Raw genomic sequence first — 25,864 nt, 5'->3', positions numbered from 1 at the left:
AATACAAAACGCCAAACAATGATTCTTCTGGGCATCATGAATTATGGCATGCCGTTACCAGCAACAAGGTAACTTTTGACGCTGGCGATGACTCCGTTATCCAGACTGTGCTTCAAATCGACGGACTTGGCCGTGCGGTCAGAACTGCAAAGTCCGGCTTTGTCAACGGCAGGGACGGCTGGAACGCGAGCGGCGCGGTCGAGTACGACAGCAAGGGAAGAGCCACAAAGGAAGGCATGACGGAATTCATACAGGGAGACATTCAGACGCTTCTTGAATCCGTGCCAAAAATGACAGCTTTATATACCGCTTATGAATACGACGAGAAGGACAGGCAAATTAAGACTACCCTGCCCGACAGCTCTATGCAGTCAAGTGCCTTTTATATAGAAGAAAACAGGCTAATAACAGAGACAGCCGACCCGCTCGGAAATGTGTCTGCGCAGGAGACAGACAGCCGCGGAAACATTGTCCGAATAGCGAAAAAGGACGCACATGGAAAACTGCTCACGCAGGCAACTTACCGCTATAATGCTATGGGCGAAATGCTAAAGGCCTTTGACGCGAAAGGACACCCGATAACGGCGGAATACGACCTTCTTGGTCGCAGAACCGCCCTTGAAAGCAAGGACTCAGGACGGCAGGAATTTTTCTATGACGAGTGCTCCAGCCTCGTGCGCGAAAGCAGCAGCGTTCTGCGCGAAAGCAACAAACAAATTCTTTACGAGTATGACGGGCTGAACCGCCTTATAAGAATTGATTATCCCGACACGGAAGATACTGTTTATACCTACGGAGGCGCAAACAGCACGCATGGAGCGGCAAACAGGATTCTGTCTGTAACAGACGCAAGCGGCTCACTTGAGTACGAGTATGGAAAGCTTGGCGAAGTTATAAAAGAAACCAGAACACTGGCAACACACCTGAACGGCAGCAATCCGACAGAGACCGCCGTCATGGAATACAGAAGCGACTACCTCGGCAGAATGCAGTGGATAGCCTACCCCGACGGAGAGAAAGTAACCTACGACTACGACAACGGCGGTCAGGTAATTTCTGTAACAGGCTCTAATTATGGAAACGAATTCAACTATGTGACAAACATCCTCTACGACCAGTACGGACAAAGAACGCGCATAGACTACGGAAACGGAACATTCACAGAATATAATTATGACCCTGCGCGCAGATGGCTTGATTCAATTAAAACTGAAAACAAGTGGGGGCAAAGTTACCAGAATATAGCCTATAGTTTTGATGCGGTCGGCAATGTCCTTGGTTACGAGAATGATTGCCTTGGCGACGCAAGCGGAAGCTACACAACAAGGCAGGCATACTCTTATGACAGTTTGTATCAATTGATAAAAGCGGACGGCGAGACGACCTACAATCCGTACCAGTCCAGCGTGCCGGAGTTCAAGTCTAACTATACACAAACCTTTACTTTTGATAGTATTGGACTTGGAAACATGACAAGCAAAGTTTCGTTAGAAAGCATAACGCCTCAGAAGACTATCGGTGATAATCTGAACTACAGTTTCAAGTATGTATATGACGAAAACTTTGCCCATAGGCTTGTTCATGCAGGCGAACGTTATTATAAGTACGACGCAAACGGAAACATCGTCTGCGAGCAGGACGGAGCGTTTGACGGCTCTGATGAAACCGTTACTTATCATAAAATAACACAGGAAGCTGACGATGTTTATTCAACAGATTACGGCTGGGGATTATTTAAAGAGGAAGATAAAAGCGGTGGCGGAAACGGAAAAATAAACGGCACTAAGTACAAGCGCACCTATAAATGGAACGAGCGTAACCAATTAGTTTCAAGCGTGGATGACAGCTACAGCACCGCCTACGTCTACGGACAGGACGGACAGCGGAGCAACAAATACACGCAGAATTCCGAGACATTATATTTTAATAAGATGTGGACGCTCCACACAGACAGCGGAAACAATGTCTACGGCGGACAGACCGCAAAAAACATATATCTTGGAGACACGCGCATTGTAACCAAGCTCAACAGCGGCGACGAGCCGACCTACAACGAGGAGTACTACAAGCAGTACTACTACCACTCTGACCATCTCGGCTCTGCCTCGCTCATCACAGACTACAAGGGCGATGAGTACCAGAGAATTGAGTACACGCCTTACGGCGAGACCTGGGTTGAGAATACAAGCAACACTGGGCTTGAGTACCTGCCGTATAGATTTACCGCTAAGGAACTCGATGAAGAAACAGGGCTTTATTATTATGGCGCGCGCTATTTAAATCCAAGAACAAGCCAGTGGATAAGCACAGACCCGGCGCTGGGTGAATATATACCTGCAGCTCCAGTGAATGACGAGGCAAAGAAAAACAACCAGAATCTGCCGGGTATGGGAGGTGTGTTTAATCACATCAATGCTAATTTGTACCACTACGCAGGGAATAATCCAATCAGATACACTGACCCAGATGGAAGGGAAGATTTCATTCCATTTACATCTTTTTCTAGTTTTGTTTCTTTTTTGTTTACCAAGGATGCAAATTTCAAAACTATAAAAACTTATGGAGACTCATTATCTGGCGATGCTTCTGCACAAATTTTAGCCAACACAATTACAAAAAATGCAGTCAATGAGATTATCAAAAATACAGGTGAAAATATAAAAAGTTCTGGAGAGATTTTCTTTGAAGCCTCCTCTAAAACTGCAGGAATAATCTCAGAAGTAACAGGAGATATTGCATTAGCTGGATTTGCTACTGGTCAACCTGAAATAGCATTTTCCATGGGCAGTATATCTACAATAGCTGGAGGTGCAGAAATTCCTCTACTAGGATTAAAAGCTTTATGTACTGGAAATAAAAAAGATATGGAAAAATTTAAGTTAACAACAGAATCATTTGCACTATCTATAGGAACTAATTATGGAATTTCAAAGGGAATTCAATATGGTTTCAAAGATTCTGTATCAACATTCAATGCTGATGCAACTGCTGCATTTACTGATAAAATTTTACAAAACTATATGAAAAATGAGGATGATAAATGAAAACAAACTTTAATTCATGTGAAATTTTACTATTTATTTTGGGATTAATTTGCTATATAGCATATAAACAAACAAAGGTTAATTTTTTATTAATAGTATTATTGCTAGATGGAATATCATGGGGGGGGGAGTAGGTATAATTAATAAATGGAAATGTTCTAACAAAGAAGATCCTATATGGCTTTATCATTTTGTAAGATTCGTAGCAATATTTGGAGGCTTAATCTCATTTATAATATTTTATACAGTATACAAAATTTTTTATCACTAACAAAAGATCGCGTTTGATTCTGACGGGCTTGGAAACATGACATCCAAAATCTCAACAGAAACTGTATCGCCAAATAAGGCAATCGGAGACAGCCTGAACTACAGCTTTAACTATGTCTACGATGACAGCTACGCCCACCGCCTGACAAGCGCGGGCGGCCGCTATTACAAGTACGACGCTAACGGAAACATCGTCTGCGAGCAGGACGGCAGCTTTGAGAGCGGCAGCGAAGAAACCGTTTACCACAAGATTACGCAGGAATCAGAAAACGTCTACTCTACGGATTATGGATGGGGATTATTTAAAGAGGAAGATAAAAACAGCGGAAAAGCAAGCTCCGCTAAATACAAGAGAACCTACAAATGGAACGAGCGCAACCAGCTTGTAAGCTCTGTTGATGACAACTACAGCACAGCCTACGTCTACGGACAGGACGGACAGCGTTCTAATAAATACACGCAGAATTCCGAAACGCTTTACTTCAACAAAATGTGGACTCTGCACACCGACAGTGGTAATAATGTCTACGGCGGACAGACTGCTAAAAATATTTATTTAGGTGAAACAAGGATTGTCACAAAGCTGAACAGCGGTGAGAATCCGACTTACCATGAGGAGTATTACAAGCAGTATTATTATCACTCAGACCACTTGGGAAGCGCAAGCCTCATCACGAACTATAAGGGCGACGAGTACCAGCACATTGAGTACACGCCTTATGGTGAGACCTGGGTTGAGAAGACAATCAACAATGGATTGGAGTATCTGTCGTACAAGTTCACAGGCAAGGAACTCGATGAAGAAACAGGGCTTTATTATTATGGCGCGCGCTATTTAAATCCAAGAACAAGCCAGTGGATAAGCACAGACCCGGCGCTGGGTGAGTATATTCCAAGTGCTGGAAAGGCGACTGCCAGCGATGCAGGCAGCCTGCCGGGCATGGGAGGAGTTTTCAACACAGTGAATTTGCAGCTGTACCACTACGCTGGGAATAATCCAATCAGATTTACGGATCCGGATGGAAGGGCACAAAACGTAGCTCAAAAAATTGCAACGTCAGCGCTAAAATTTATTTCTAATCATTCTAAGACTGCTCGAACTTTTATAAAAGAACATACGTCTATTCAGATTCAACGAAGTGTTGATGATAACGGTCAAAACGGAAAATATTTTCAATCTAAAGGAAGTATTTCTTTTTGTGGAATTCCATTAAACACAATTGATGTTCAATCTACAGCAGACTGGAAAAGTCAAGTAGATGCTGGTAAAGGTGGAACCATCGATGTCGGAACTTACACAGGAACATTATTGAATAAATCAGGAAGTTATGAAAACGCAATTAGTATTACCGGCAATAATGTAAAAGAATCTGATGCTGTCTTATGTCATCCAAATGTCAAAACGGCTCTAGGCGAAACTGAAGAATATGGAAGTGGTAGTGCAAAAGGTAGACCTTTAAGTCTTGGATGCCAAATTTCTCATCTTGAGGATTTTAATGAAGTTACTAATATCTTAAAAGATGTAGGATTTGAATATGGTGTTGGAAAAGATGCATGGGCTAAAGGTGATACAATAAAGATTAATATTGCGGCACCAAAGGAAGATTAAAATGAAGAAGATAAGTTTTTTAATTATATATATATTAATTGCATTCGTTTCATATGCAAATGAATTTTACAATGGTTTTGATAACAGTTCATTTAAGTCAATAGTTTTTAAGCCTTCGAATAAGGTTTCCTTTTATAATGATGCTGATGATAATCCAGATTTATTATGGAATAATGATTTTGTTTATTCGTTAACAGATTATGAAAAGGCATATATTTTAACCATAAGTAATGAAAATTGTAATAAAAGATTTTATGCTTTAAAATCAGATTTTTGCTTAATTTTATATGATTGTGAAACGAATGAATGTATATTCACAGGGGCTTCTATATCATTTAATCAAACTGAAGGACTGTTTTTCCCCTCATTCATTTCAGCGACTTCTGAGTTGAGAGAAGGTAGTAAGGTTTACACAGTACAGAATTTATCAAATTTTAAGTTAGATTCTCCGTGGTGTGAAGCGTCTGAAGATTATGGAATTGGAGAAAAAATCAGATTAAGTATAAATGCAAGAAATCTTATAATTATATCAGGATATGTTTCCGCGAAGAAATCTTACCTGTTTGAGAATAATTCAAGACCAAAGATAATTACTATATCTTTTTTGAAGTCAAAAATACAAAAAGAATTTGAATTAAAAGATTCTCCTAACCCTCAGATTATTAACTTGGATGGATTATACAATGAAGAAATAGAAATTGTAATCAAGGATGTATATCTTGGAAAAAAATATAAAGATACATGTATCAGTACAATATTTTCAATGTATCTTAATTAGTTTTTTCCTTAAACTTTCAAGTTTCTTTAAAAGAAACTTGAAAGTCGCTGCCGCAGGCTCCCGAACAATGAGTTCCCCCCCCCTGAGGAACAGTCTTCCGTAAAAGAAAGAACCGTCGGGAGTTTTTTTTGTTCATAAAAAAACTTCCTTTCCAAGATGAAAACCGCAGGAGAAGGACATGTCAGATACAATTCAACTCGAACAAAAGCAACATCTTTAAGCAGCACTTTAGTTACTGTTGGCAGTAAACTTAATCAATTGGAAAAATCTGTAAAAGAATATTTTACTGATAAAATATTGTCGAACTATGACTATGAAGAGAGTGTGAAGTCCTTTCTGTAAATTCAGCAGGCTGCGGTAAAAAGTTTTAATGCGGATAAATCCCGCAAGCAGCTGACAGCCACTGTTATTGATTCGAATATAAAATACAGTTGATTTTTTATCAAGAGTTATTTTTTTAAGACAGCTTCCCCCGACGGGAAGCTGTCTTTTTTTTTGAGACTAGTCAGGCAGACGGCCTTCATACATTATGCACATCTCACCGTAGACCTGGCCCCAGCTGTGAACCGGCTGAGTCCATTTTTTTGTCGCCTCAAAAGTCGCAAGATAAAGAGCCTTGAGCAGAGCCTGGTCGCTAGCTATTCAATTTTTAACGCTTAAGTCCGGCGGCTGTCTGAAGCATATTGTCGCTAGTTTGAATTGCCTTTGAGTTGAACTCATAAGCGCGCTGGGCAACAATCATCTGAACCATTTCATTTACAACAGAAACGTTGCTCATTTCAAGGAACTTATGCTTTGTAATTCCCATTCCGTCAATTCCAGGACGTCCGGCAATTGGGTCTCCAGAAGCGTTTGTAACTTTGTAAAGATTGTCGCCTGTGTTTTCAAGTCCGACTGCATTCGGAAATCTGTAAAGTTCAAGCTGGCCGACTTCAATAGGCTCAAGCTCACCGTTTACTTTTACGTTTACTCTTCCGCCATCAGAAATAGAAAGAGTTTCAAGCTGAAATCCTTCCGGCATGATTATCTCAGGCATTACGCGCAGTCCGTTTGCCGTTACAAGCTGCCCGGTTGAATCAACCTTGAATGAACCGTCTCTTGTGTATGCCCAGCTTCCATCGTACTGTTGAACTCTAAAGAATCCGTCTCCGACAACAGCAACATCTGTGTCAACTCCTGTCGCCTGCAAAGAACCTTGGGTCATAATACGCTGTGTGGCTCCAACTTTAACACCGCTTCCCATCTGATGCCCAACAGGAGTTACAGTGTCTTCCGTAGCCGGAGTTCCTGCAAGCTTTACATTCTGATAAAGAAGATCTTCAAATTCAGCGCGATGCTGCTTAAACCCAGTTGTGTTTACGTTAGAGAGATTGTTTGAGATTGTGTCTATATTCATCTGCTGGCCGTTCATTCCTGTAGCGGCATTCCATAAACTTCTTACCATTTTCTATTCCCTCTTATTAGCGGTTTACAGTAACAACTTTAGACCAAAGTGTGTCCATCATGCTGTCTTCTGTCTGAACTGACTTCTGGTTCGCCTCGTAAGCCCGGTTTACTTCTATCATCTGAACCATTTCATTTACAACATTCACATTGCTTGCTTCCGTATATCCTTGCAAAAGACGCGGACGCTCATCACCTTCTGCAACATACGCATCTCCAGAAATTTCATTTGAATTCCAAAGCGAAGAGCCTTGCTTTTTTAGGAAACGCTCGTTTTCAAAGCGGACAACTTTTATTCTGTCCACAAGCTCGTTGTCTTCATTTGTATAAATCATTCCGTCCTGATTTACAAAAAACTTGTCATTAGGAACATGAATCGCTCCGTTTTCACCAAGAACAGGATAGCCTTCCTTTGTCAAAAGAATTCCTTCTTTTCCAAGGTGAAAATTTCCGTTGCGAGTATAGCGTTCGCCAGCCGGAGTCTGAACTGCAAAAAATCCTTCTCCGCCTAAAGCCATGTCTGTTTTTGTATCTGTTGATTTAAAAGAGCCTTGAGTAAAATCTGTATAAAGCTCATTCGTTTCAACGCCAAGCCCTATTGAACCGATTATTGGAGCCGCATCCGCAGAACCAAAAGGTGTTTTGTACACGCCGTCTGCCGCAGTCCTTCTAAGCAAAAGCTCGCTGAATTCCTTGTTTACAGGAATTTCCTTTTTAAAGCCTGTTGTGTCTACATTCGCAAGATTATTCGAAATTGTGTCCAGCCTGCTTTGCTGAGCGTTCATTCCGCTTGCTCCGATATACCAGCCTCTAATCATAACATAACCTCAATTAGTTTATCGGAATCCGAGTAAAAAAGTTAAGCTAAATCAGATCAAAGCAAATATCATGTATTTTAAACAAAATTTTCCTTGTTTTTTGAAGAATTGCAGTTTATACTTTATTCATTCTACTTAATTTTTTTACGAGATTATAAAAATGTACAGTCCACGTTTTGCCGCAATGATTTTAATTTTTTTTGCTACACTGATTTGCTTTGTAATAGCTCTTCTTCTACTGATTCTACATAAAAAAAGCTACATGATTGAACACGACAACATAACCGGGCTTCCTGCATACAGGCACTTTGAAACCGATGCAAAAAAGCTTCTAAAAAACGCGCTTCCAAACGAATACATGATTCTTTCTCTTAATGCAGACAATTTTAGAATCATAAACGACACTTACGGAATTCTCTGCGGAAATGAAATTTTAAAGCTTTTAGGGCATCACTTTAAATCCCAATGCGGAAAAAATGAGTTTGTGTGCAGGTTTTACGCAGACAACTTTGTCTTCCTTATGAAAAACATGGAATTTTTCTGGGACATAGAAGAGCGCGTATACAACATGACAAATGTAGACAATATCGTAAAAAAATATCTTCCTCCAAAATATCAGTTTACATTCAGCGCGAGCATTTACCGCATAGAAAATCCGCTGGACGACATAGAATCCATGATAGACAAGGCGAACCTAGCTCAAAAACTATACAAAAATCATTTTGCGACCCACAGAGTAATCGAATATACAAGCGAGCTGAAAGATTCCCACAATTGGAACAGGGAAATAACGCTTTCTATGGAAGAAGCTTTTGAAAATAAAGAGTTTGAAGTTTTTTACCAGCCAAAGTTCAAGTTTGAAGACGAAACTGTAATCGGAGCAGAAGCTCTTATAAGATGGAACAATCCGCGCAAAGGTTTTCTTTCGCCTGCAAGATTCATACCGCTTTTTGAAGACAACGGTTTTATAGAAAAAATCGATAAGTTTGTGCTGAACAGAGTCTGCCTTTTTCTTGAAGAATGGAACAAGACTCCCGAAAGCAAAAGCCAGCCGCTTACAATTTCATTCAATCTAAGCCGCTACAACCTTTACAACCCGAATTTAATCAGCGACCTAAAGCAAATTTCACGCAGCTACGACATTGGCGACAACAAAATAGAAGTCGAGCTTACAGAAAGAATCATGATTGATAATCCAAACCGACTTATAAAAATAATGAGCGAAATTAAAAAAGCAGGATTTTCTGTTTCCGTAGATGATTTTGGAGCTGGATATTCTTCACTGAACCTTTTAAAGAATATGCCGGCTGATGTAATAAAGCTAGACAAGGAATTTCTTTCGTCCCAAGAAGAAAACAAAAATCAAAAGGAACGAATTATCATAACTTCTGTAATCGAAATGGCAAAAAAACTCAACATAACAACAGTCGCCGAAGGAGTCGAAACAAAAGACCAGTGCGAAATGCTAAAAACAAGCGGCTGCGACATTGCCCAGGGATTCTATTACGCCAAGCCAATGCAGGAAAAACTGTTCAAGGAATTCCTCGGAATGAAAGAAAAGCAGAGTGTTTAACTTTTTTCAGAAACAGCTTAAAAAATAATTTTTTTTGGAAGTTTCGTATAATAAAATCAAGATATTTTGTTGCAAAATTCAGAAAGTGTTTTATAATATTGAAAGAACATTTCAAAAAATTTGGGTATAAATCTCAAGTTTTACCAAGCGGAGGAATTTAATAATATGGCTTTGAAAAACACAGAAGAACCAAGAGTTCTTGCAATCATTTTGGGCGGAGGAAAAGGAACAAGACTCTACCCTCTTACAAAAGAAAGATCCAAACCAGCGGTTCCTTTCGGCGGAAAATATAGAATTGTAGATATTCCTATTTCAAACTGCATCAACTCTGGCTACAAAAAAATTTATCTTTTAACACAGTTTAACTCTGCGTCGCTCCACCTGCACATAAATAATTCCTACAACTTTGACCGCTTTTCAGACGGATTTGTAGAAATTCTTGCAGCAGAGCAGACTCTTGAACATTCAGGCTGGTATGAAGGAACAGCAGATGCAGTCCGCAAAAACTTCGGACATTTTAGAGTTCAGCGTCCAACACATTACATAATCCTTTCAGGCGATCAGCTTTACAAGATGAATCTCAAGGATTTTATGAACAAGCATATTGAAAGCGGCGCTGAAATCACAATCGCAGCAAAAGCTGTAAACCGCCGTGATGCTTCTGGATTCGGAATCATGCAGGTTGACGACACAAACCGCATTACAGCTTTCATGGAAAAGCCGGCTGCTGACATGAACATTGACGCCTGGAAAATTCCAGAAAAATCAAGAGGCGATCTTCCTGCAAGCCTTGAATATCTTGCTTCAATGGGAATTTACATTTTCAACGCTTCAACAATGGAAGAGCTTTTAAGCAATGACAAGACTGACTTTGGAAAAGAAATTATTCCAATGGCAATAAAGTCAAAGCAAGTCAACAGCTACATTTTCAACGACTACTGGGAAGACATTGGAACAATTCGTTCATTCTACGAAGCCACATTGGATCTTACAAATCCTGTTCCAAATTTCAATCTTTACGAAGAAGACAAGCCTATTTACACACAGATGCGCAATCTTCCGCCGAGCAAAATCAACAACGCAAACATGACTGCGACACTTGCAAGCGAAGGATGTGTAATTGAATATTCACGCGTGCAAAAATCCGTAATAGGCATCCGCTCTATAATAAACGAAGGCTGCGATTTGAACGGCGTTGTAATGATGGGCGCTGACTTCTACGAAAGCGAAGAAGACAAAGCTGAAAACAAAAAGAAGAAAATTCCAGATCTTGGAATCGGAAAGAACTGCAAAATAAACAAAGCAATCATTGATAAAAATGCACACATCGGAAACAACTGTTGCATAAACATCAATGGAAAAACTTATGAAGACGGAGATCACGGTTTGTTCTATAGTTCAGACGGAATCATCGTTATCAGAAAAGGCGCAGTTATTCCAGACGGAACAGTAATTTAAAAAAAAGAAGGCTGTCATTAGACAGCCCCACTTTATATTGCACGGGTTTTTATAAAGAAAGTGCCAAAAATGCACAAAAACATCTTTATAAAACCGTGCTTTTTTTTATTCTTCAGACAAACCGCCAGGATTCATTGACGCAAGGAAAGCCTCGTTGTCCTTTGTCTTTCGCATTTTGTCACGGATAAGTTCAAGCATATCGGCGTCATCCATAGGATTAAGAACTTTGCGAAGAATCCACATACGCTGAAGTTCAGCTTCAGAAAGCAAAAGCTCTTCTTTTCTTGTGCCGGATTTTTTAATATTAATTGCCGGGAACAATCTGCGCTCAGCAAGTTTTCTGTCAAGATCGATTTCGCTGTTGCCAGTTCCCTTGAACTCTTCAAAAATAACTTCATCCATGCGGCTTCCAGTTTCAATAAGCGAAGTTGAAATTATTGTAAGAGAACCGCCCTCTTCCACATTTCTAGCCGCGCCAAAAAATCTCTTTGGCTTGTGAAGCGCGTTTGAATCAACCCCGCCGGAAAGGACTTTTCCAGAAGTCGGAACAGTCTGGTTGTACGCACGTGCAAGACGAGTTATAGAATCAAGGAAAATAACAACATCGCGCTTATGCTCAACAAGGCGTTTTGCTTTTTCCAAAACCATTTCAGCAACCTGAACATGGCGAGTCGCCTGCTCATCAAAAGTTGAAGAAATAACTTCCGCATGAATAGAACGCTCCATTTCTGTAACTTCTTCCGGACGCTCGTCAATAAGAAGTACAATCAAATAAACTTCTGGATTATTTACAGTTATGGCATTTGCAATTTTCTGCATCAATGTCGTTTTTCCAGCTTTTGGAGGAGCAACAATCAAAAGACGCTGACCTTTTCCAATCGGAACAAAAAGATCAACAATGCGTGTGCTAAGTTCTGTTGAAACTGTTTCAAGTCTAAGTTTTTCATTAGGATAAAGCGGCGTAAGATTTTCAAAAGGAACACGAGTCTGCGCAACATAAGGATCTTCAAAATTCACAGTTTCAATGCGCAAAAGTGCAAAGAATTTTTCACCTTCCTTAGGGCTTCTTGTCTGACCATAAATTGTGTCGCCAGTTTTTAAGTTGAACAAGCGGATTTGACTTGGTGAAATATAAATGTCATCAGGACCAGGAAGATAAGAGTTCTGCGGACTTCTAAGAAAGCCATAGCCATCAGGAAGAATTTCCAATGCACCAGAAGCAAAAATAATTCCGCCGTGTTCCGTATGCGCACGTAAAATTGAAAAAATCAAATCCTGCTTTTTCATAGGAGCCATTTCATCAGCAGAAATTCCATACTGAACGCCAAGCTCTCTAAGTTCCGGCATGCTTTTCTTTGTAAGGTCATTAATCAAAAGACGTGGCTTTGACTCATATTCCTCTGGATTTTCAATTTTCTGGGCAGCCTGAACAGCCTCTAGCCTAGCCTGAAGATTTCTTTCATAATTTGTGTTGTTGTAACGGTTGTTGTTGTAACGCCGGTTTCCATAGCGATTGTTGCCGTTCCATCTTCTGTTATTGTCATAACGCTGGCGAGGCACATAATGCTCTTCATGGCTTGAATCAGAATTTGATTCTGAAGATTCATGGTGGGACTGAGTTTGTGGCTCAGATAAAGATTCAGAAGTCGCAGAACCATTTTCTTGTGACTCAGAAGAAGATTCATCTGAAGCCTCTGGCTCTACGCTTTCTTGTTCAGCTGATTTTTTTACTATCCGCCGTCTTCTTACTTTAGGAGGATTTTTCGCCTCATCTGATTCTGTAGATTCAGGATTTTCATTTCCTTCCAACTGGCTTGCGGCTTCTTCGGTCTGAATTTCCGCTGCTTCATCTGAATTACGGCGTTTTATAATTGCCATAGATTACTCCAAAATAGGCATCCCAAAAGATATGGCATGTCGTTTTTATATGCAAGAACTGCAATAATTTTTATGATTTTTAATTTCAAAAAAGCCAGAATAAAAGTTTCTAGCATATTTTATAAAAAACCCAGCAAAAGGGAATTTTTGATAAATAAATATTTTCGGAAAAATAAAAGAAATAAAATTACTAATAAAACAGTTTTATTCTAATCTCAATACTGCATTTTTGTCAATAAAAATTAACTTTGAAAATTACCTAGCTTCATTTGACTGCATAATAAGAGAATTTTTATATTCTTCCGAAGCAACAGAAAAAATATCAGAGGCAGGAATTTCATCAATCATGGAAATTTTTCCTTCAAATTCCACTCCGTCAGAAATACGAAGCCTTGCAGCTTTTAAATCTCCGTGAACCTTGCTTCCATCACAAAGTTCTATACGGTCTTTTGCTTCTATATCTCCAGTTATTTTTCCTGAAACAACAATTGAATTTGCGCTCATTTTGTCAACATCGCAAACCGCAGTTTTTTCAATTTCAAGATTGCCAGATGCGTTTATTGTTCCATGAAATTTGCCAGTAATAACAAGATTGTCTGAAAATTCCAACACACCGTCGAATTCAGTCTCTTGTCCAAATACTGTTAAATTTCCAGCGGAAAATCCTGACATCAGCACACCTCTTGAATCTTAAAAACAAAAAAAAGTTTTTAATTCTGCTCATTGGAAACTTTGCTCACGGGCAAATCCCATAAAGCCTTTTTCAATTCCTGACCAGAGCGGAAAGCAACGACATAATGAGGAGCAACAGAAAGCTGCTGTCCTGTTTTTGGGTTGCGGGCATTTTGTCTTCCTTTGCGAAGCCGTGCCTCAAACGTTCCAAAGCCACGCAATTCAATTGTATTACCATTTTTTAGAACTTCTTTCATCTGATCGAAAAGATTTTCCATAATAGTCTGAACTGCAAGCTTTTCGTATTTCGTATTTTGATAAACAGCTTCCAACAAATCGTTTTTTGTAACTTTTTTTGAAGACATTTCAATACCACAAACAAAAGGATGCTGTTTTTTTAACAACATCCTTAAAAGTTTATTTTGCAGCTGCAAAAGTTACATTGTAAAGAATAGCCATGCGGCTCTTTTTGCGTGCGCAAGCATTGAGTTTTATTACACCCTTGCGGTATGCATTGTCAAGCTCTGAATGAAGAACTTTGAGTTTTTCCTGAGCAAGGGGCTGATCCTTTTTAAGGATAGCTTCCATGTATTTCTTCAAGCTTGTATGTATTCTAGACTTAACAGCCTTGTTGCGCATTCTGCGAACTTCGCTCTGTGCATGTCTTTTTTCTGCAGATGTTTTCTTTACTGACACAGGATACCTCCGAATAAATTCCTATGAAAATACCGTTTACGGCTTTGATTTTTATTTAAAATCTTTAGGTCTGCGCTCAATGCGTTTGCATTTCTGGCATTCTGCAAGATTCTTGAGTTTTCCGTTCTCAAAAAAAGTCTTCATTACAATTTCACCGCCGCAATCTGGGCAAATAAATTTCTGTGTTGCAACAGTTGTACGAGAGTTCTTACTGGCTCCGGCCATCGTCTTCCTCCATAGTAGATTTGCAGCTTCCCATAAAAATCGAAAGCCTTTTTATTTGAAAGAAACAGCGGCGATTCAGAATGGACAAACCTTAGAAACAACCACAGATTTCTTTATATGTTCTAGAAATATACACAATTTAACATTTGTGTGTCAAGAACAGAACAGCAATTCTAAGCAAAATAAAACTACAAATATCCAAATTTTCAGTATAAAATCACTGAAAAAACTCAAAATTACACAACTGAAGATGCCACAGGAAGCTTACGCCACTCTTCAAGCTGATTTTTTATAAGCTCCCGGGATTCTTCAAGAATTCGCTTTTCATCTTCCTTTGTTTCAGGAAAAGGATAAACTTTTAGAACTTTTACACGGTAAGTGCCTTTGTGAAGATTCCTAAAAAGAGAATTAAGCCTTGAAATTTGCCATCCTCCATCAAGAGCGCAAACTGCAACAGGAAGTTTTGTACTTTCAACCAGCCGCCTGAAACCGGCAGCATAAAACTGCCCTATATTTCCGTCGCGGGTTCTTGTTCCTTCTGGAAAAATTACAGGAATTTGTTTTTTTTGCAATACCCGGGAAGCAAAGCTATCTATAGAAGACATTGCGACAGAAGGACTTCCATGGCGAGGAATCATGCAGTGTCCTTGTGTCTTCAGCATTTTTCCCACCATTGGAACAGAGCCAAGAGTGTCTTTTGCGACAAACCGCGCTTTTTTTCCGCCGAAGTACTTTAGATAAACAACAATGTCAAAAAGGCTTTGGTGGTTGGAAATCACAACAAACTGCTCTGGAAGCAGCTTTAAATTTTCCTTGTCGCCAAGAAATTGAAATTTTCTATACAATTTTAAAATTGCAAAAACAACTCTTGCGCACCGGCAAGTTATGTAATCAGACCAAAAGAGAGCTGCTTTCCTACTGAAAGGATAAACAAGACAAAGCATAAACGTAGGAAAAACAACTTCTCCAAGGCAAATCAAAAGTGTAATAAATCCAAGCATGGTCTGATTATAGCAAGGCTTTTTTTATTATTCAACAAGGAGCAAGTTAACGTCGTCCATTACAAGCCAAGCTCCGTTAGCACCTGATGCAGCATCAAATTCAGATTTTATTAGCGCGCTTACAGTTATTGATTCTGTTGAATCGTCAAGTTCAATTACAGGAAGTTCAGCCTTAAAGAATTTTTTCCAAGTATTTGGAATTGTAACATCGCAAGTAAATTCAGTTTTGCTTCCGTCTTTTTTCTGGACAACAGCCTTGAAAACTGTTCCGCTAGGATTTTTTATTCCAGTTCCTTCAAAATGCGCAAAGCACTTGTATTTTCCAGTTGAAAATTCTTTTACAGTCTGGGAAACTGTGAATTCAAAATTGTCTTTTTCCCATGCGGTAAAGTAGCAGACGCCCTCTTTTGCATTCTGGTTGTTTTTGTCAACTTTTGGAGTTCCTTTTCCGAGAGGATTTTCAACAGTCCAGCCAGTAAGGTCGCCGCTTTCAAAGCTGCCGTTTACAAGGAAATTGCTTGCAGTAACATTTACAGTGCATTCAGCATTTCCGCCTTTTTTAAGTTTGCCAGGAATTTTATATTCTCCAAAGTCAGGTTTTCCAGTTACTGCTTTTGCGGCAGCTGAATCCCATTCAACAGGCTCGTCTTTTACAGAACCGTCATTGTAAACAACTTTTACAGTCTGCGGCAATGCTTCCTGCTTTCCGTAGGCGAATTCAACACGAGGATTTTCCACGCGGATTACATTTAGCTTGCCTTTTGAACCTGTGCGCGCATATTTGAACACATTGATTGAATCAAGGCATTTTCCGTCAAAGTCAAAGAAAGCCTGATTATCCCAAGTTCCGCCGTTTCTTGCAGAGCGAACTTCCTTGTCGTATTCAGCAGCATAAGAAGAAGCCCAGCCGCAGCCGTATTTTTCCCATGCCTTAAAATTTCCTTCAAGAACAGACTGGGCATCTGAAGATTCCGGCTTATAATGGCAAACAGGAATCCATGCAGGCTCCCAATAGAAAACGCCAACGCCTTTTTTTACAGAAGCAACAGCCGCAATTACATCCCTGACTGCGACCGCCTGGCCTTCAACAGAGAATGGATAGTCAAATTCCTGCTCAGAAGACATTCCAGACACAACATTTCCGAATCCGTCTCCGTCATCATTTGTAAACGGATATGAAGTTTCTGCAACCATGACTTTCTTGTTATAAATATTCGAAAGTTTTTTCAAAGTGACAGAAAGTTTTCCGGCTTCTCCGTGCCAAAAAGGATAATATGAAGTTGCAAAAATATCGTAGTCAACATTGAACTTTTCAAGAAGCCCTGCCCTTTTTTCCAAATATCCTTCAGAAAGCGGATCCGTGTAATGAACGACAATCTGAATGTTTTTGTCAAAGTTTCTTACAGCCTTGCATCCAGCTCCGACCAAGCCCAAAACTTTGTCATCATACATTTCGCCGCACATTCCATTGTTGATTTCGTTTCCAACTTGAACCATTGTTACTTTTACGCCGGCAGATTTAAGTTTTTCCAAGCTTTCAGTTGTATATTTTGACAATGCTTCTTCCTTTTCATCGAATGCCATGTTTTTCCATGCTTTTGGAACAGACTGCTTGTTCGGGTCAGCCCAGAAATCCGAGTAATGAAAATCAATCAAAACACCAAGCCCCGCATCAGTGGCTCTTTTTCCGATTTTTACAGCAGTTTCAATATCGTTGTTTCCGCCGCCGTAGCCGTTTCCGTTCGCATCAAAAGGATCATTCCACACACGGATTCTAACGCAATTCGCGCCGCCCATTTTCAAAAGCTCAAGCAAATCAGCCTTCTTTCCGTTCGCATCATAAAAAACACCGCCGGCATTTTCCACGGAAATCATGGACGAAACATCAACTCCCATAATAAAATCATCAGCAATATTTTCAACAGGAAGAACTGTTATATTTGCCGAACCTAGTTTTTTTGTAGAAATTCCACAAGCCGCAAGCGAAAGAACTGAAACACAAGCAATAGCCGTTCCAACGCATTTTCTAAAAATCTTCATACATCCTCCAGTTTTATACAAGTTATCAACACGAGTTGATTTAATTATATACCACCTTTTTACAGAAAGCAAACATTTTTTTTTATTTAAACAAAAAAAAGCGGAAAATCCACAAACGGGACTTCCGCCTTCATTTTATTTGCAAAACAAATTATCTTTTTCTTACAAATGCATCCTTAAATCCTGCATCCTTGAACTTTGCAAGAACCGCGCCGTATTCATCTACAGAAAGAGGTCCGACAAGAACACGGTAATTTTTTCCGGCAGGAATAAGTGAAATAGGATATTTTGAATACTTAACAAGAAGATTCTCAATATTCTTAATATTTCCCATTGTCGCAATCTGGACATAGTAGCAGTTGCTTGCAAGAGCGCTTTCAGAAGAAACCACGTGATTCTGGATATTTACAGGATATTCAGAATGCAAAGGTTCTGGCTCACTCTTTTTTTCCTCTGGAACAGATTCAACCGGAACAATTTCAATCGGCTCATCTTCTGCAGAAGCAGTTGCAGATGGCTCTGGAGATTCCGGCTCGGAAGGAACAAGAATAATCGGAGCATAATCACTGCTTTCATCTTCATCGCTAGAGTGAATCTCTGGTTCGCCTTGAGCTTCAGGCTCTGCAGCAGGTTCTTCCACAACCTCATCTGGCTCTGAAACTTCTTCCGCTTGTTTTTCTTCCGTAGCAGAATCATCTTCAATTGGAGAAGGCTCTTCTACAGTTATGGCTTCTTCTTCAATTTCATCTTCCGCAGGAGCTTCCGCCTCTTCCTCTGGCTGAGGCTCTTCAACAATCACAGGCTCTGCATTTTCTTCTTCTGGCGAATCTTCTGCTTCTTCTTCGATTGGGGAAGGCTCTTCAACTGTTACAGCTTCTTCCTCGCTTTCTTCCGCTGGGGACGGCTGCTCAACAGCTTCTTTTGACTCAAGGAATCCGTCTTCCACGCTTTCATAGTCTTCGTAAGGCTCTTCCGGCACTTCATCAGCAGGAGCTTCTTCTGGAACTTCGCATTCTTCTATTGGAGCCGGAGCTTCAACAACTACAGGCTCTGTTTCTTCTTCAACTGACTCAACTGAAGGCTCTTCGTCCGCGGCGGCTTCTTCAACTGGCTCTGCAGCAAGTTTTTCCACATCTGAAAAATCAGCTTCATTTTCAGAATCAGTTTCTTCAGACGGAGTTTCAGCCTCATCCGCAGGAAGTTCATCTTCTACAGCCGAAACCTCAGCCTTTTCTTCTTCAACGTTGTCTTCCGCATCCGCAATCAAAGGAACACCGGCAACCGCAACAGGAGCAAGTTCCGCGGCAACAGCAGCATTTTCAGCAGGCTGATTAGCAACTTCCGATTCGGCTTGAACAGCAGGCTCCGATGGAGTTTCCGCAGTTTCTTCTTTTTCAGCAGGTAAAGTTTTTTCATCAAGAACCGCGCTTCCTGAAACTGTCTCGTCAAAATATCCTGAGCGTGGGGCAAGCTTTACCTTTACGCCTGAATTCCTCTCTATTCCAAGGCTTTTCGCAGACTCTTCCGAAATAAGGATGGCAATTCCGCCTGAAGCGTCCAAAGTGCCAAGGTTCAGAATCTGCAAAGTAATTCCAGTGTTCGGATTTGTAATTGAAACACTGTCTCCCGGAAGATAACCGGCAGCTTTTCCGAAATATCCGGCCGGAAGATCATCCTTGCCGGCAACTTCAATAACGCCTTCAATCGACGCGCTTGATTCAGCAAAAATGAAAACGGAAATCAACAAAAATAAAATTCCAGATAAAAACTTTTTCATACGTCCCCTACCTACGGATGATTTTATATATATCGTCTGCTATTCCAAAAGCAAAATCAGAAAGTCCCTTGCGCTTGTCCTTGAACTGGCTTGAAGCAGGAGGAATTTTCTTTCCGCCTCCAAGAACCGCTCCCGAGCCAACATTCAGAACTTTGTACGATAGGCTTGAGAGATTCGCAAGAAGGTCAGCGTCGGGATTCGTTGAAGATGAAGAGCTGAAATCAGCTGTAAGCTCCACAAAATAATCAACGCCGCCTTCCCAAGCCTCCTGCCTGGACTTTTCAAAAAAAGAAGCGTCATTTTCCACGTTGTCAGAAGCGATGGCTGGAGAATTTGAAATTATGATTCCCTTTCCAAAGAAAAAGTCAAACAAGCCTTCCTCAATAACGTAGGAAGAACTTCTAATTTCCGAATCCCCGTGCTGGACAATCTGAAAAGCGACAGATACCGCATTCGCGCAGAACGCCGCACAAACAACGATGAACAGCAGAGCCAGCCTCTTGAATCTCATAAGAAAACCTCTTTTTTCTAACTGAAAAGCCGCAAACAGCACTCTCAATTATTCATCGGCTTTTTTAGGCTTGAGTTTAGGTATTTTTAAGAAAGAGGCATTGCTACTTGATATTGTCGTACTTTGCTACCTGTCATTGCCTGACTTGATCGGGCAATCTCTTTTGACACAAGATTACCAGGTCAAGCCCGATAATGACACTAAAATACAAAAGAATGAAAGGAAAAATAAAAGAAAATGATGATTTTATGCAGAAAAAAAGAATTTTATGCAAGAAAATGAATAAAAACTCTGGAATATTGCATATTCGCCAGGAATATCATTTATTCTTCAATTTTTATGCAAATTTATCAAGAATATTGTATATTCCTCAGAAAAAATCGATATTCCAGAAGAATATACAGTATTCTTCAATATTTATACATATTCCAAAAGAAAATGAATAAAATTACAGGAAAATTAAATATTCCCGAAGAATTCGTCATATTCTTCAGGAATATTTCAATTTCCAGAAAGCAACTGTCATTGCCGAATGCAGTCCGGCAACCTCTTGGAAAAACTAGCGTTCAAGGCGTTTTTTGCAGATAAAGTAGGCAGGAATAAGAAAACTGTCTGCAAGAATCCAAGCGGCAGGAGAAGCAAAGCAGGCGGCAGTGTAGCCAAACACAGGCACAAAAACAAGCCCGAACACACCACGCCCGGCAAGCTCAAAAAGACCTGCGAAAACCGCAAGCTGGCTGAATCCCATTCCCTGAATCATAAAGCGCACAATATTCACAAGGGCAAGAGGAAAGTAAAACGCGCTGTTAATCACAAGGAATTTGTAGATATTGCCAAGGATTTCCTCATTGCCTGAATCAATGAACAGAAGCCCCAAATTCCGCCCGAAAACAAGCATAACGCAAAATGCAAGAAGCGCATAGACAAGCCCGAGAAACGAGCAGCTGAATATTCCGGGATTAAGACGAGAAAACTTGTGCGCGCCGGTGTTTTGTCCGCCATAAGTCGCCATAGTTGTTCCCATGGCATCGAACGGACAGCAAAAGAACATCGCAATCTTGCTTGCCGCCGCTACAGAAGCAACCGCCACAGAGCCAAGGCTGTTTACGGCGGTCTGAAGGACAACACTTCCAATTGCGGTAATAGAATACTGCAATCCCATAGGAAGCCCCATGGAAAGAAGAACATACACGTGATGGCCGTTTATCTTCCAGTCTTCCTTGGAAAGATGAAGAATCGGATAATTTTTAAGAATATAAAAAAAGCATGCAACACTTGAGACCGCCTGGGAAATAACAGTCGCAAGAGCAGCTCCTTCCACTCCGGAATTCATCGCAAGGATAAAAAACAAGTCCAGGGCAATGTTCAGCACAGAAGAAACAACAAGAAAAATAAGAGGAGTCTTGCTGTCCCCAAGGGAGCGGATTACAGCCGCAAGAAGATTGTAAGCGAGCGAAGCAGGAATTCCTGCAAGGATTATAACAAGATAGCCGTAAGAGCCGTCAAAGATGTCCGCTGGGGTTTTCATAAGAACAAGAAGAGGCTTGCAGAAAACAACCGTAACAGTCGTAACAAGAACGGCAATTGCAGCAGTAAGCTTGACTCCCCCTGCAATAAACTTGCGCATGGAATCATAGTCCTTTGCCCCGAATTTCTGCGAAACTGGAATAGCAAAGCCGTTGCAGATTCCCATGCAGCCTCCGATAATCAGAAAGCAGACCGCCCCCGTAGAGCCAACCGAAGCCAGCGCGGAAACACCAAGGAATTTGCCTACAATCACCGTGTCCGCAAGATTGTAGAACTGCTGGAACAAATATCCAAAGAAAACTGGAACCGAAAATCCTAAAATCAGCCGCATAGGGCTTCCTGTTGTCAAATCCTTTGTCATTTGAAATAGATATATGAATTTTCAAAACTTTTGTCAAATGAAAAATGCATTATAATGTGCAACTTTTATTTTATAAAACAACGCCTATTTTAACCTTTCACAACGTCCACTACATCATTTCACACTGGACGTTACAAAGCCTCATACTAGCCTTTACAACGTTTCATACTGGATTATACAAAAGCAAATACTGGACACTAATTTGTTTTACAACGGTCTAAAAACCAAAAAAATCTGGCAAAAAAAGCCAGCGAAAGACACAAAATGAAAAGCCATACCGCAAAAGCATTTTACATTTGCAGTATGGGCAGCTAAAAATTACCGTGGAAAATTTTAACTTCCCACGGCAATAACTATTAAAAAAATTACGAAACTATAAAGTTTCCATAAGTAAATTCAAGAGGCTCTTTTCTGCAAACTTTGCCGCCCATAAACTGTGTCACTATTTTTATGCTGTATTCTCCGCTTTCCAAATCAGTAGGAACAACACACGCAATAGCAGTCGAAGTATTTCTTCCAAGCTCACTGGCAGAAAGTTTTACAGTCTTTGAGCTATCTTCAGTATTCACAAAGTAAAGGCCAACTTCCTCGCAATCTCCCAAAATACGGATGGTTGATCCCTTTATTTCAAGGTAACCGCCTCTTGTAAGAACAGAGTCCGCCTTTGATTTTGCATCATATACTTCTGTGATCACTGGCTTTTTTGAGTTACCTATTCTGATTACAGGCTTGATTTCTTCAAAGACTTTCATCGCAGCTGCAGTTGGATGCGAAGAAATTCCAATTGAATGTTTTTCTGGTGAAAAATCCTCTGTGTCAGACTCAAAAGAGCCGTTCAGTTTAAGACGGAACTTGTTGATTCCATCATCAACAACAAAGCCTTCCGCAAGACGCGACAATTTTGCGTTCCGTATAAGCATCATAATTGACAGAATCTGTTCTTTTGAAAAGCCTGCATTCAATCCAGCGACAACAATGTCATTCGCTATATCTTCATCAGTGCATACACCGCGAGTTATTGTCATGGCATAGAACTTTGACTTGCTGTTCTTGTCTTTTACCATGTTGTTTGAATAAAGAGCAACAGGAAGATGCCCAGACTTATAATCTGCTTCAATTTTTGAAAGAGTATTAATATTCATTTCTTACTCCTCGTATTAGCATTTACTAAAATATGCTTAGTTTGTAAAACCCATTTTCAAACGCCTGTTAAACTTATATAACCGTTTGAGGGTTTGTGATCCAAGATCTTACTATAAATAAAATGAAGTTTTATAGCCGCCTTGCTCTATATGTCTTAACGGAAAGAAAGTTAATGTAAAGATTCTTACATTTTTTTCTCTACGACCGTTGCCGTTTTTCCTGTGGCGCCCAGGGAACATTAATAAATCAATTTGCTTTCCTCCAGAAACTTTATATTTATGGAAACAAATCCACTTTATACTTTAAAAGATAATAAAAACTATTTAGAAAGACAAATTTTTTGATGATTTTTTTTTTGCAAATATCAATAATTTTTATTTTAAAGACACCTTCTCCATTGGCAATGAAAAAAAACTTCCATTGCCTAAAAAAAACATGGTCGCCATCCGAACTGCGCTCTTGAACCAAGATTCGCTTCTAAAAAAGGCTGTCTTTAACTATGCAGAACAAGCTTCTGCATTTATTTTGAAGGCTGCTTTTGAACTTCCTCGTAGCAAAGCCCCACAACACGCACGCCGTTCATAAAATCAATCTGTATGTTTAATCGCTTGTTGCGGCGGTTCACGGCTATCACATTTCCGGAAAAATCCTTGAACGGACCATCCGTTATAATAACCTTGTCGCCAGCATCAAACTTGACAGGAACAATTCCCACAGTGCTTCCAAACCTCAGAATAGAGCTCACAATTTCCAAGTCGCCCTTTACAAGAGGGCTGACAGAACTATTTGAGGGTAAAAAACGTAAAAAATATTTTCCCCTAGAAAGAACATAAAGCTTTGATGCTTCACATTCTTCCGTTTCAAGAAAAACGTATCCAGGAAAAAAAGCATCAAAATATTCCTTTCCGTTTTTAAGCCTCATCCGCTTGCGCAGAATATGAACCAATCCCTGAAAAGCACATTCATCTCCGGAAACCAGAGGAAGAATACTTTCCTTAAATTTTTCTTCCAGTCCGGTCTTTACCGATATGCAATAAAGGCTCATGGCACAGAAAATTCCGCGTAAGCATTCTGTCTTGCAAGCTCACATTCAAACTTTGCGCATCTATCTGCCGCAAAAACACCAAACGGCGCATCCCCTTTTTGTAACGACTTGATAAACGAAGCCGTGTAAAAACCGTTTCCGTCCTCCAAAAGCAAGGGCTTCTCACCGATTTTGCATCCAGAGAAAAATGCTGTGCCATTTATTTTTTTAAGCGTATTTTCACTTAAAAAACTGCTGGCTGCAACCTGACGGGCAAAATTGTTTTCACCGGCGGAATCCCTCACAAACAAATCTTCCCGCGCGGAGTCTTTATATTCCTCCGAAACAAAACTTTCACATGAATCAAAAAAAACTGCCGTATGAAGCGCATTTTCTTCTATATATTGCAACCTTATTTCAGTTCCACAAAAAGTAAATCCGTTTTCAGTGCGAACGTCATCTTTGTTTCCGCAGAAATAAAAAACAAGACTTTTCAACTTACTGTCTAAGGCACGGCGCAAAAAAAATTTCAAGGAAGCAAGGTCAATTCCTTCTGGAATAATCATTATTTCAGATTCCGTCCAAGAGCCTCCTTTTTGGCTCAAGAGAAACCTATAGAAATCAGCGAGCGACTTTTGAATGTAGCCCGATTTTTCTGAAACTCCAACAAGAACTGCACAGCGCGTCAAATTCCACTTCCTTAAAAACAGCCTGCCTAAGAATTTTCAAAAATTACGCAGACAAAAAGCTAAACTACTTATTTTCGTAGTTAAAAAACATATTACTACGAAAGTAAATAGTTTTCAAGCAAAAACTACGGATTCAAGTAGTAAAATTCTGCTTATAATTGAAGCATGGCATTTTGGGACAATGTTGAAACCTTGCGGCTGGCGCAAAATACTTCCTACCGATGGATTGCAAAAAAAATGGGAGTTTCAGAGACAACTGTTTCCAGCATGAGAAAAACAGGAACAGAACCAAGGGCATCGGACGCATTTAAAATCGCCTCAGCGTTAGGGACAACAGTTGAATACTTGTGCAACGGAGAAAACGAGTATTATCAAAGCCGTTACATAAACTTAAAGAATGACATAAAAGAAATTCTTGAAAAATATTGATTTTATTCATCAGTAAACATAAAAAGCCCCACAACTCTCTCTTACAATAAAACATCTCTTCAAAACCGTGCAGTTTTTGCATTTTTTCGGCAATAAATAGTTATCATAGAAAGCTTCAACAAAAACAGGAAGGAAAAATGCAAAGACATGAACTTACACCAGCCCAAAAATGGGAGCGACTCACACTCGCCGACAACTTCATCTTCTGCAAAGTCCTTGAGGACAATCCGGAAGTCTGCAGGCATCTCATTGAGATTCTCCTCAACATAAAAATCGACAGAATCGAAAAGCCTGCCGCGGAGAAATCACTTAAAACCGACTTCATCTCGCGCGGAATAAGATTCGATGTCTATGCCAAGGACGGAAACGGACGCTCGTTCGACATAGAGATTCAGACCACGCGCAGCACTTCCCTGGCAAAGCGGGCGCGGTATTATCAGGGGCTGATGGACGTTGACAATGTGCAGCACGGCTCCGGCTATGACGTGCTTAATGAGAGCTACGTTATTTTTCTGTGCTTGGGAGACGCGTTCGGAAAAGGATTTCCAGTGTACACATTCCGATACCGCGCCGACGAGGACAAGGACTTTCTGATGGACGACGGAACAGTAAATGTCTTTTTCAACGCGAAAAAGTATGATACAATGAGATCCGAGGAGCTGAGAGCATTTTTCAAGTATCTCTGCGGAAAAGAGCCTAGCTCCGGTTTCACAGACAGGCTCTCCGCGCTGGTCGAGCGTGTAAAAACAAACGCGCAGTGGAGGCACAGGTTTATGACATGGGAACAGGAAATGGCCATTCAGTCCAATGAAAAAGCAAAAGAAATAGCCAAGGAACTTGCAAAAGACATGGCTAAGGATATTGCTCAAGATATTGCAAAGAACATGGCTCAAGATAT

General features: G+C 40.3%; 23 protein-coding genes. 8 read left to right on the top strand and 15 right to left on the bottom strand.

What is annotated here, in order from left to right; genetic code table 11:
- The 3 genes from B3209_RS05760 to B3209_RS05750 form a co-directional block, all read left to right on the top strand.
- Positions 1-3,044, top strand: a 3,044-nt coding sequence (locus B3209_RS05760) for an RHS repeat-associated core domain-containing protein (protein ID WP_296664326.1), incomplete at its 5' end; no start/stop codon positions are given.
- Between the two features lie 307 nt (positions 3,045-3,351).
- Entirely contained in the window at positions 3,352-4,923 is a 1,572-nt protein-coding gene (locus tag B3209_RS05755) for an RHS repeat-associated core domain-containing protein (RefSeq protein ID WP_296664327.1), read from the top strand.
- A gap of 1 nt (position 4,924) precedes the next feature.
- Entirely contained in the window at positions 4,925-5,701 is a 777-nt protein-coding gene (locus tag B3209_RS05750) for an NADase-type glycan-binding domain-containing protein (protein WP_296664328.1), read from the top strand.
- A gap of 649 nt (positions 5,702-6,350) precedes the next feature.
- Here B3209_RS05750 and flgG read toward each other — a convergent pair.
- Both flgG and flgF read right to left on the bottom strand, forming a co-directional pair.
- Complete coding sequence (gene flgG, locus B3209_RS05745) at positions 6,351-7,145, bottom strand: flagellar basal-body rod protein FlgG (RefSeq protein ID WP_295800637.1); 795 nt, start codon at positions 7,143-7,145, stop codon at positions 6,351-6,353.
- Between the two features lie 16 nt (positions 7,146-7,161).
- Entirely contained in the window at positions 7,162-7,962 is an 801-nt protein-coding gene (flgF, locus tag B3209_RS05740; protein ID WP_296664329.1) for a flagellar basal-body rod protein FlgF, read from the bottom strand.
- A gap of 160 nt (positions 7,963-8,122) precedes the next feature.
- Between flgF and B3209_RS05735 the strand changes: the two genes are divergently transcribed.
- Together B3209_RS05735 and B3209_RS05730 are read left to right on the top strand one after the other, a co-directional pair.
- Positions 8,123-9,535, top strand: a complete 1,413-nt coding sequence (locus B3209_RS05735; protein WP_296664330.1) for a putative bifunctional diguanylate cyclase/phosphodiesterase — start codon at positions 8,123-8,125, stop codon at positions 9,533-9,535.
- A 165-nt stretch (positions 9,536-9,700) separates the two neighbouring features.
- Positions 9,701-10,993 (top strand): glucose-1-phosphate adenylyltransferase, encoded by a 1,293-nt coding sequence (locus B3209_RS05730; RefSeq protein WP_295800626.1) that lies wholly within the window; start codon positions 9,701-9,703, stop codon positions 10,991-10,993.
- Between the two features lie 105 nt (positions 10,994-11,098).
- Here the strand turns inward: B3209_RS05730 and rho are convergent, their stop codons facing one another.
- The 9 genes from rho to B3209_RS05685 all read right to left on the bottom strand — a co-directional run bounded on the left by rho (position 11,099) and on the right by B3209_RS05685 (position 19,793).
- On the bottom strand, positions 11,099-12,871 hold the full coding sequence (gene rho, locus B3209_RS05725; RefSeq protein ID WP_296664331.1) for a transcription termination factor Rho: 1,773 nt from the start codon (positions 12,869-12,871) through the stop codon (positions 11,099-11,101).
- 255 nt (positions 12,872-13,126) lie between these two features.
- Positions 13,127-13,543: a bactofilin family protein gene (locus B3209_RS05720; RefSeq protein ID WP_295796277.1), complete on the bottom strand. Its 417-nt coding sequence runs from the start codon at positions 13,541-13,543 to the stop codon at positions 13,127-13,129.
- Between the two features lie 38 nt (positions 13,544-13,581).
- Entirely contained in the window at positions 13,582-13,908 is a 327-nt protein-coding gene (locus B3209_RS05715; protein WP_296690148.1) for an HU family DNA-binding protein, read from the bottom strand.
- 52 nt (positions 13,909-13,960) lie between these two features.
- On the bottom strand, positions 13,961-14,239 hold the full coding sequence (gene rpsT, locus B3209_RS05710; RefSeq protein ID WP_295796282.1) for a 30S ribosomal protein S20: 279 nt from the start codon (positions 14,237-14,239) through the stop codon (positions 13,961-13,963).
- Positions 14,240-14,290: 51 nt separating this feature from the next.
- Positions 14,291-14,464 carry a hypothetical protein gene (locus B3209_RS05705; RefSeq protein ID WP_013701598.1) on the bottom strand — a complete coding sequence of 58 codons (174 nt, stop codon included), beginning with the start codon at positions 14,462-14,464 and terminating at the stop codon, positions 14,291-14,293.
- A gap of 236 nt (positions 14,465-14,700) precedes the next feature.
- Positions 14,701-15,465: a lysophospholipid acyltransferase family protein gene (locus B3209_RS05700; protein WP_296690147.1), complete on the bottom strand. Its 765-nt coding sequence runs from the start codon at positions 15,463-15,465 to the stop codon at positions 14,701-14,703.
- Positions 15,466-15,492: 27 nt separating this feature from the next.
- Positions 15,493-17,505: a glycosyl hydrolase 53 family protein gene (locus B3209_RS05695; protein ID WP_296664335.1), complete on the bottom strand. Its 2,013-nt coding sequence runs from the start codon at positions 17,503-17,505 to the stop codon at positions 15,493-15,495.
- 151 nt (positions 17,506-17,656) lie between these two features.
- Positions 17,657-19,282 carry an SPOR domain-containing protein gene (locus tag B3209_RS05690; RefSeq protein ID WP_296664336.1) on the bottom strand — a complete coding sequence of 542 codons (1,626 nt, stop codon included), beginning with the start codon at positions 19,280-19,282 and terminating at the stop codon, positions 17,657-17,659.
- A gap of 7 nt (positions 19,283-19,289) precedes the next feature.
- On the bottom strand, positions 19,290-19,793 hold the full coding sequence (locus B3209_RS05685) for a hypothetical protein (protein ID WP_296664337.1): 504 nt from the start codon (positions 19,791-19,793) through the stop codon (positions 19,290-19,292).
- Positions 19,794-20,008: 215 nt separating this feature from the next.
- On the opposite strand from B3209_RS05685, the gene B3209_RS05680 reads away from it, so the two are divergent.
- A complete protein-coding gene (locus tag B3209_RS05680; RefSeq protein WP_296664338.1) occupies positions 20,009-20,239 on the top strand; it encodes a hypothetical protein in 231 nt (76 codons plus the stop codon).
- Positions 20,240-20,352: 113 nt separating this feature from the next.
- Here B3209_RS05680 and B3209_RS05675 read toward each other — a convergent pair whose 3' ends face one another.
- The 4 genes from B3209_RS05675 to B3209_RS05660 form a co-directional block, all read right to left on the bottom strand.
- Positions 20,353-21,681 carry an MATE family efflux transporter gene (locus B3209_RS05675; protein WP_296664339.1) on the bottom strand — a complete coding sequence of 443 codons (1,329 nt, stop codon included), beginning with the start codon at positions 21,679-21,681 and terminating at the stop codon, positions 20,353-20,355.
- Between the two features lie 365 nt (positions 21,682-22,046).
- Positions 22,047-22,823 carry a DUF4469 domain-containing protein gene (locus B3209_RS05670; protein WP_296664340.1) on the bottom strand — a complete coding sequence of 259 codons (777 nt, stop codon included), beginning with the start codon at positions 22,821-22,823 and terminating at the stop codon, positions 22,047-22,049.
- Positions 22,824-23,344: 521 nt separating this feature from the next.
- Complete coding sequence (gene nusG, locus B3209_RS05665) at positions 23,345-23,869, bottom strand: transcription termination/antitermination protein NusG (protein ID WP_296690145.1); 525 nt, start codon at positions 23,867-23,869, stop codon at positions 23,345-23,347.
- On the bottom strand, positions 23,866-24,537 hold the full coding sequence (locus B3209_RS05660; RefSeq protein ID WP_296664342.1) for a hypothetical protein: 672 nt from the start codon (positions 24,535-24,537) through the stop codon (positions 23,866-23,868). Before B3209_RS05660 ends, nusG begins: the two co-directional genes overlap by 4 nt.
- Positions 24,538-24,702: 165 nt before the next feature.
- On the opposite strand from B3209_RS05660, the gene B3209_RS05655 reads away from it, so the two are divergent.
- Together B3209_RS05655 and B3209_RS05650 are read left to right on the top strand one after the other, a co-directional pair.
- A complete protein-coding gene (locus B3209_RS05655; protein ID WP_296664343.1) occupies positions 24,703-24,966 on the top strand; it encodes a helix-turn-helix domain-containing protein in 264 nt (87 codons plus the stop codon).
- Between the two features lie 137 nt (positions 24,967-25,103).
- The coding region (locus B3209_RS05650; protein WP_296690143.1) for an Rpn family recombination-promoting nuclease/putative transposase at positions 25,104-25,864 on the top strand (761 nt) is incomplete at its 3' end.

It is taken from the genome of Treponema sp. UBA6852, from assembly GCA_002449305.1.
Lineage (GTDB): Bacteria > Spirochaetota > Spirochaetia > Treponematales > Treponemataceae > Treponema_D.
Note: the sequence above shows the minus strand (reverse complement) of the source record. Positions and strands in the feature narration are given on the sequence as shown.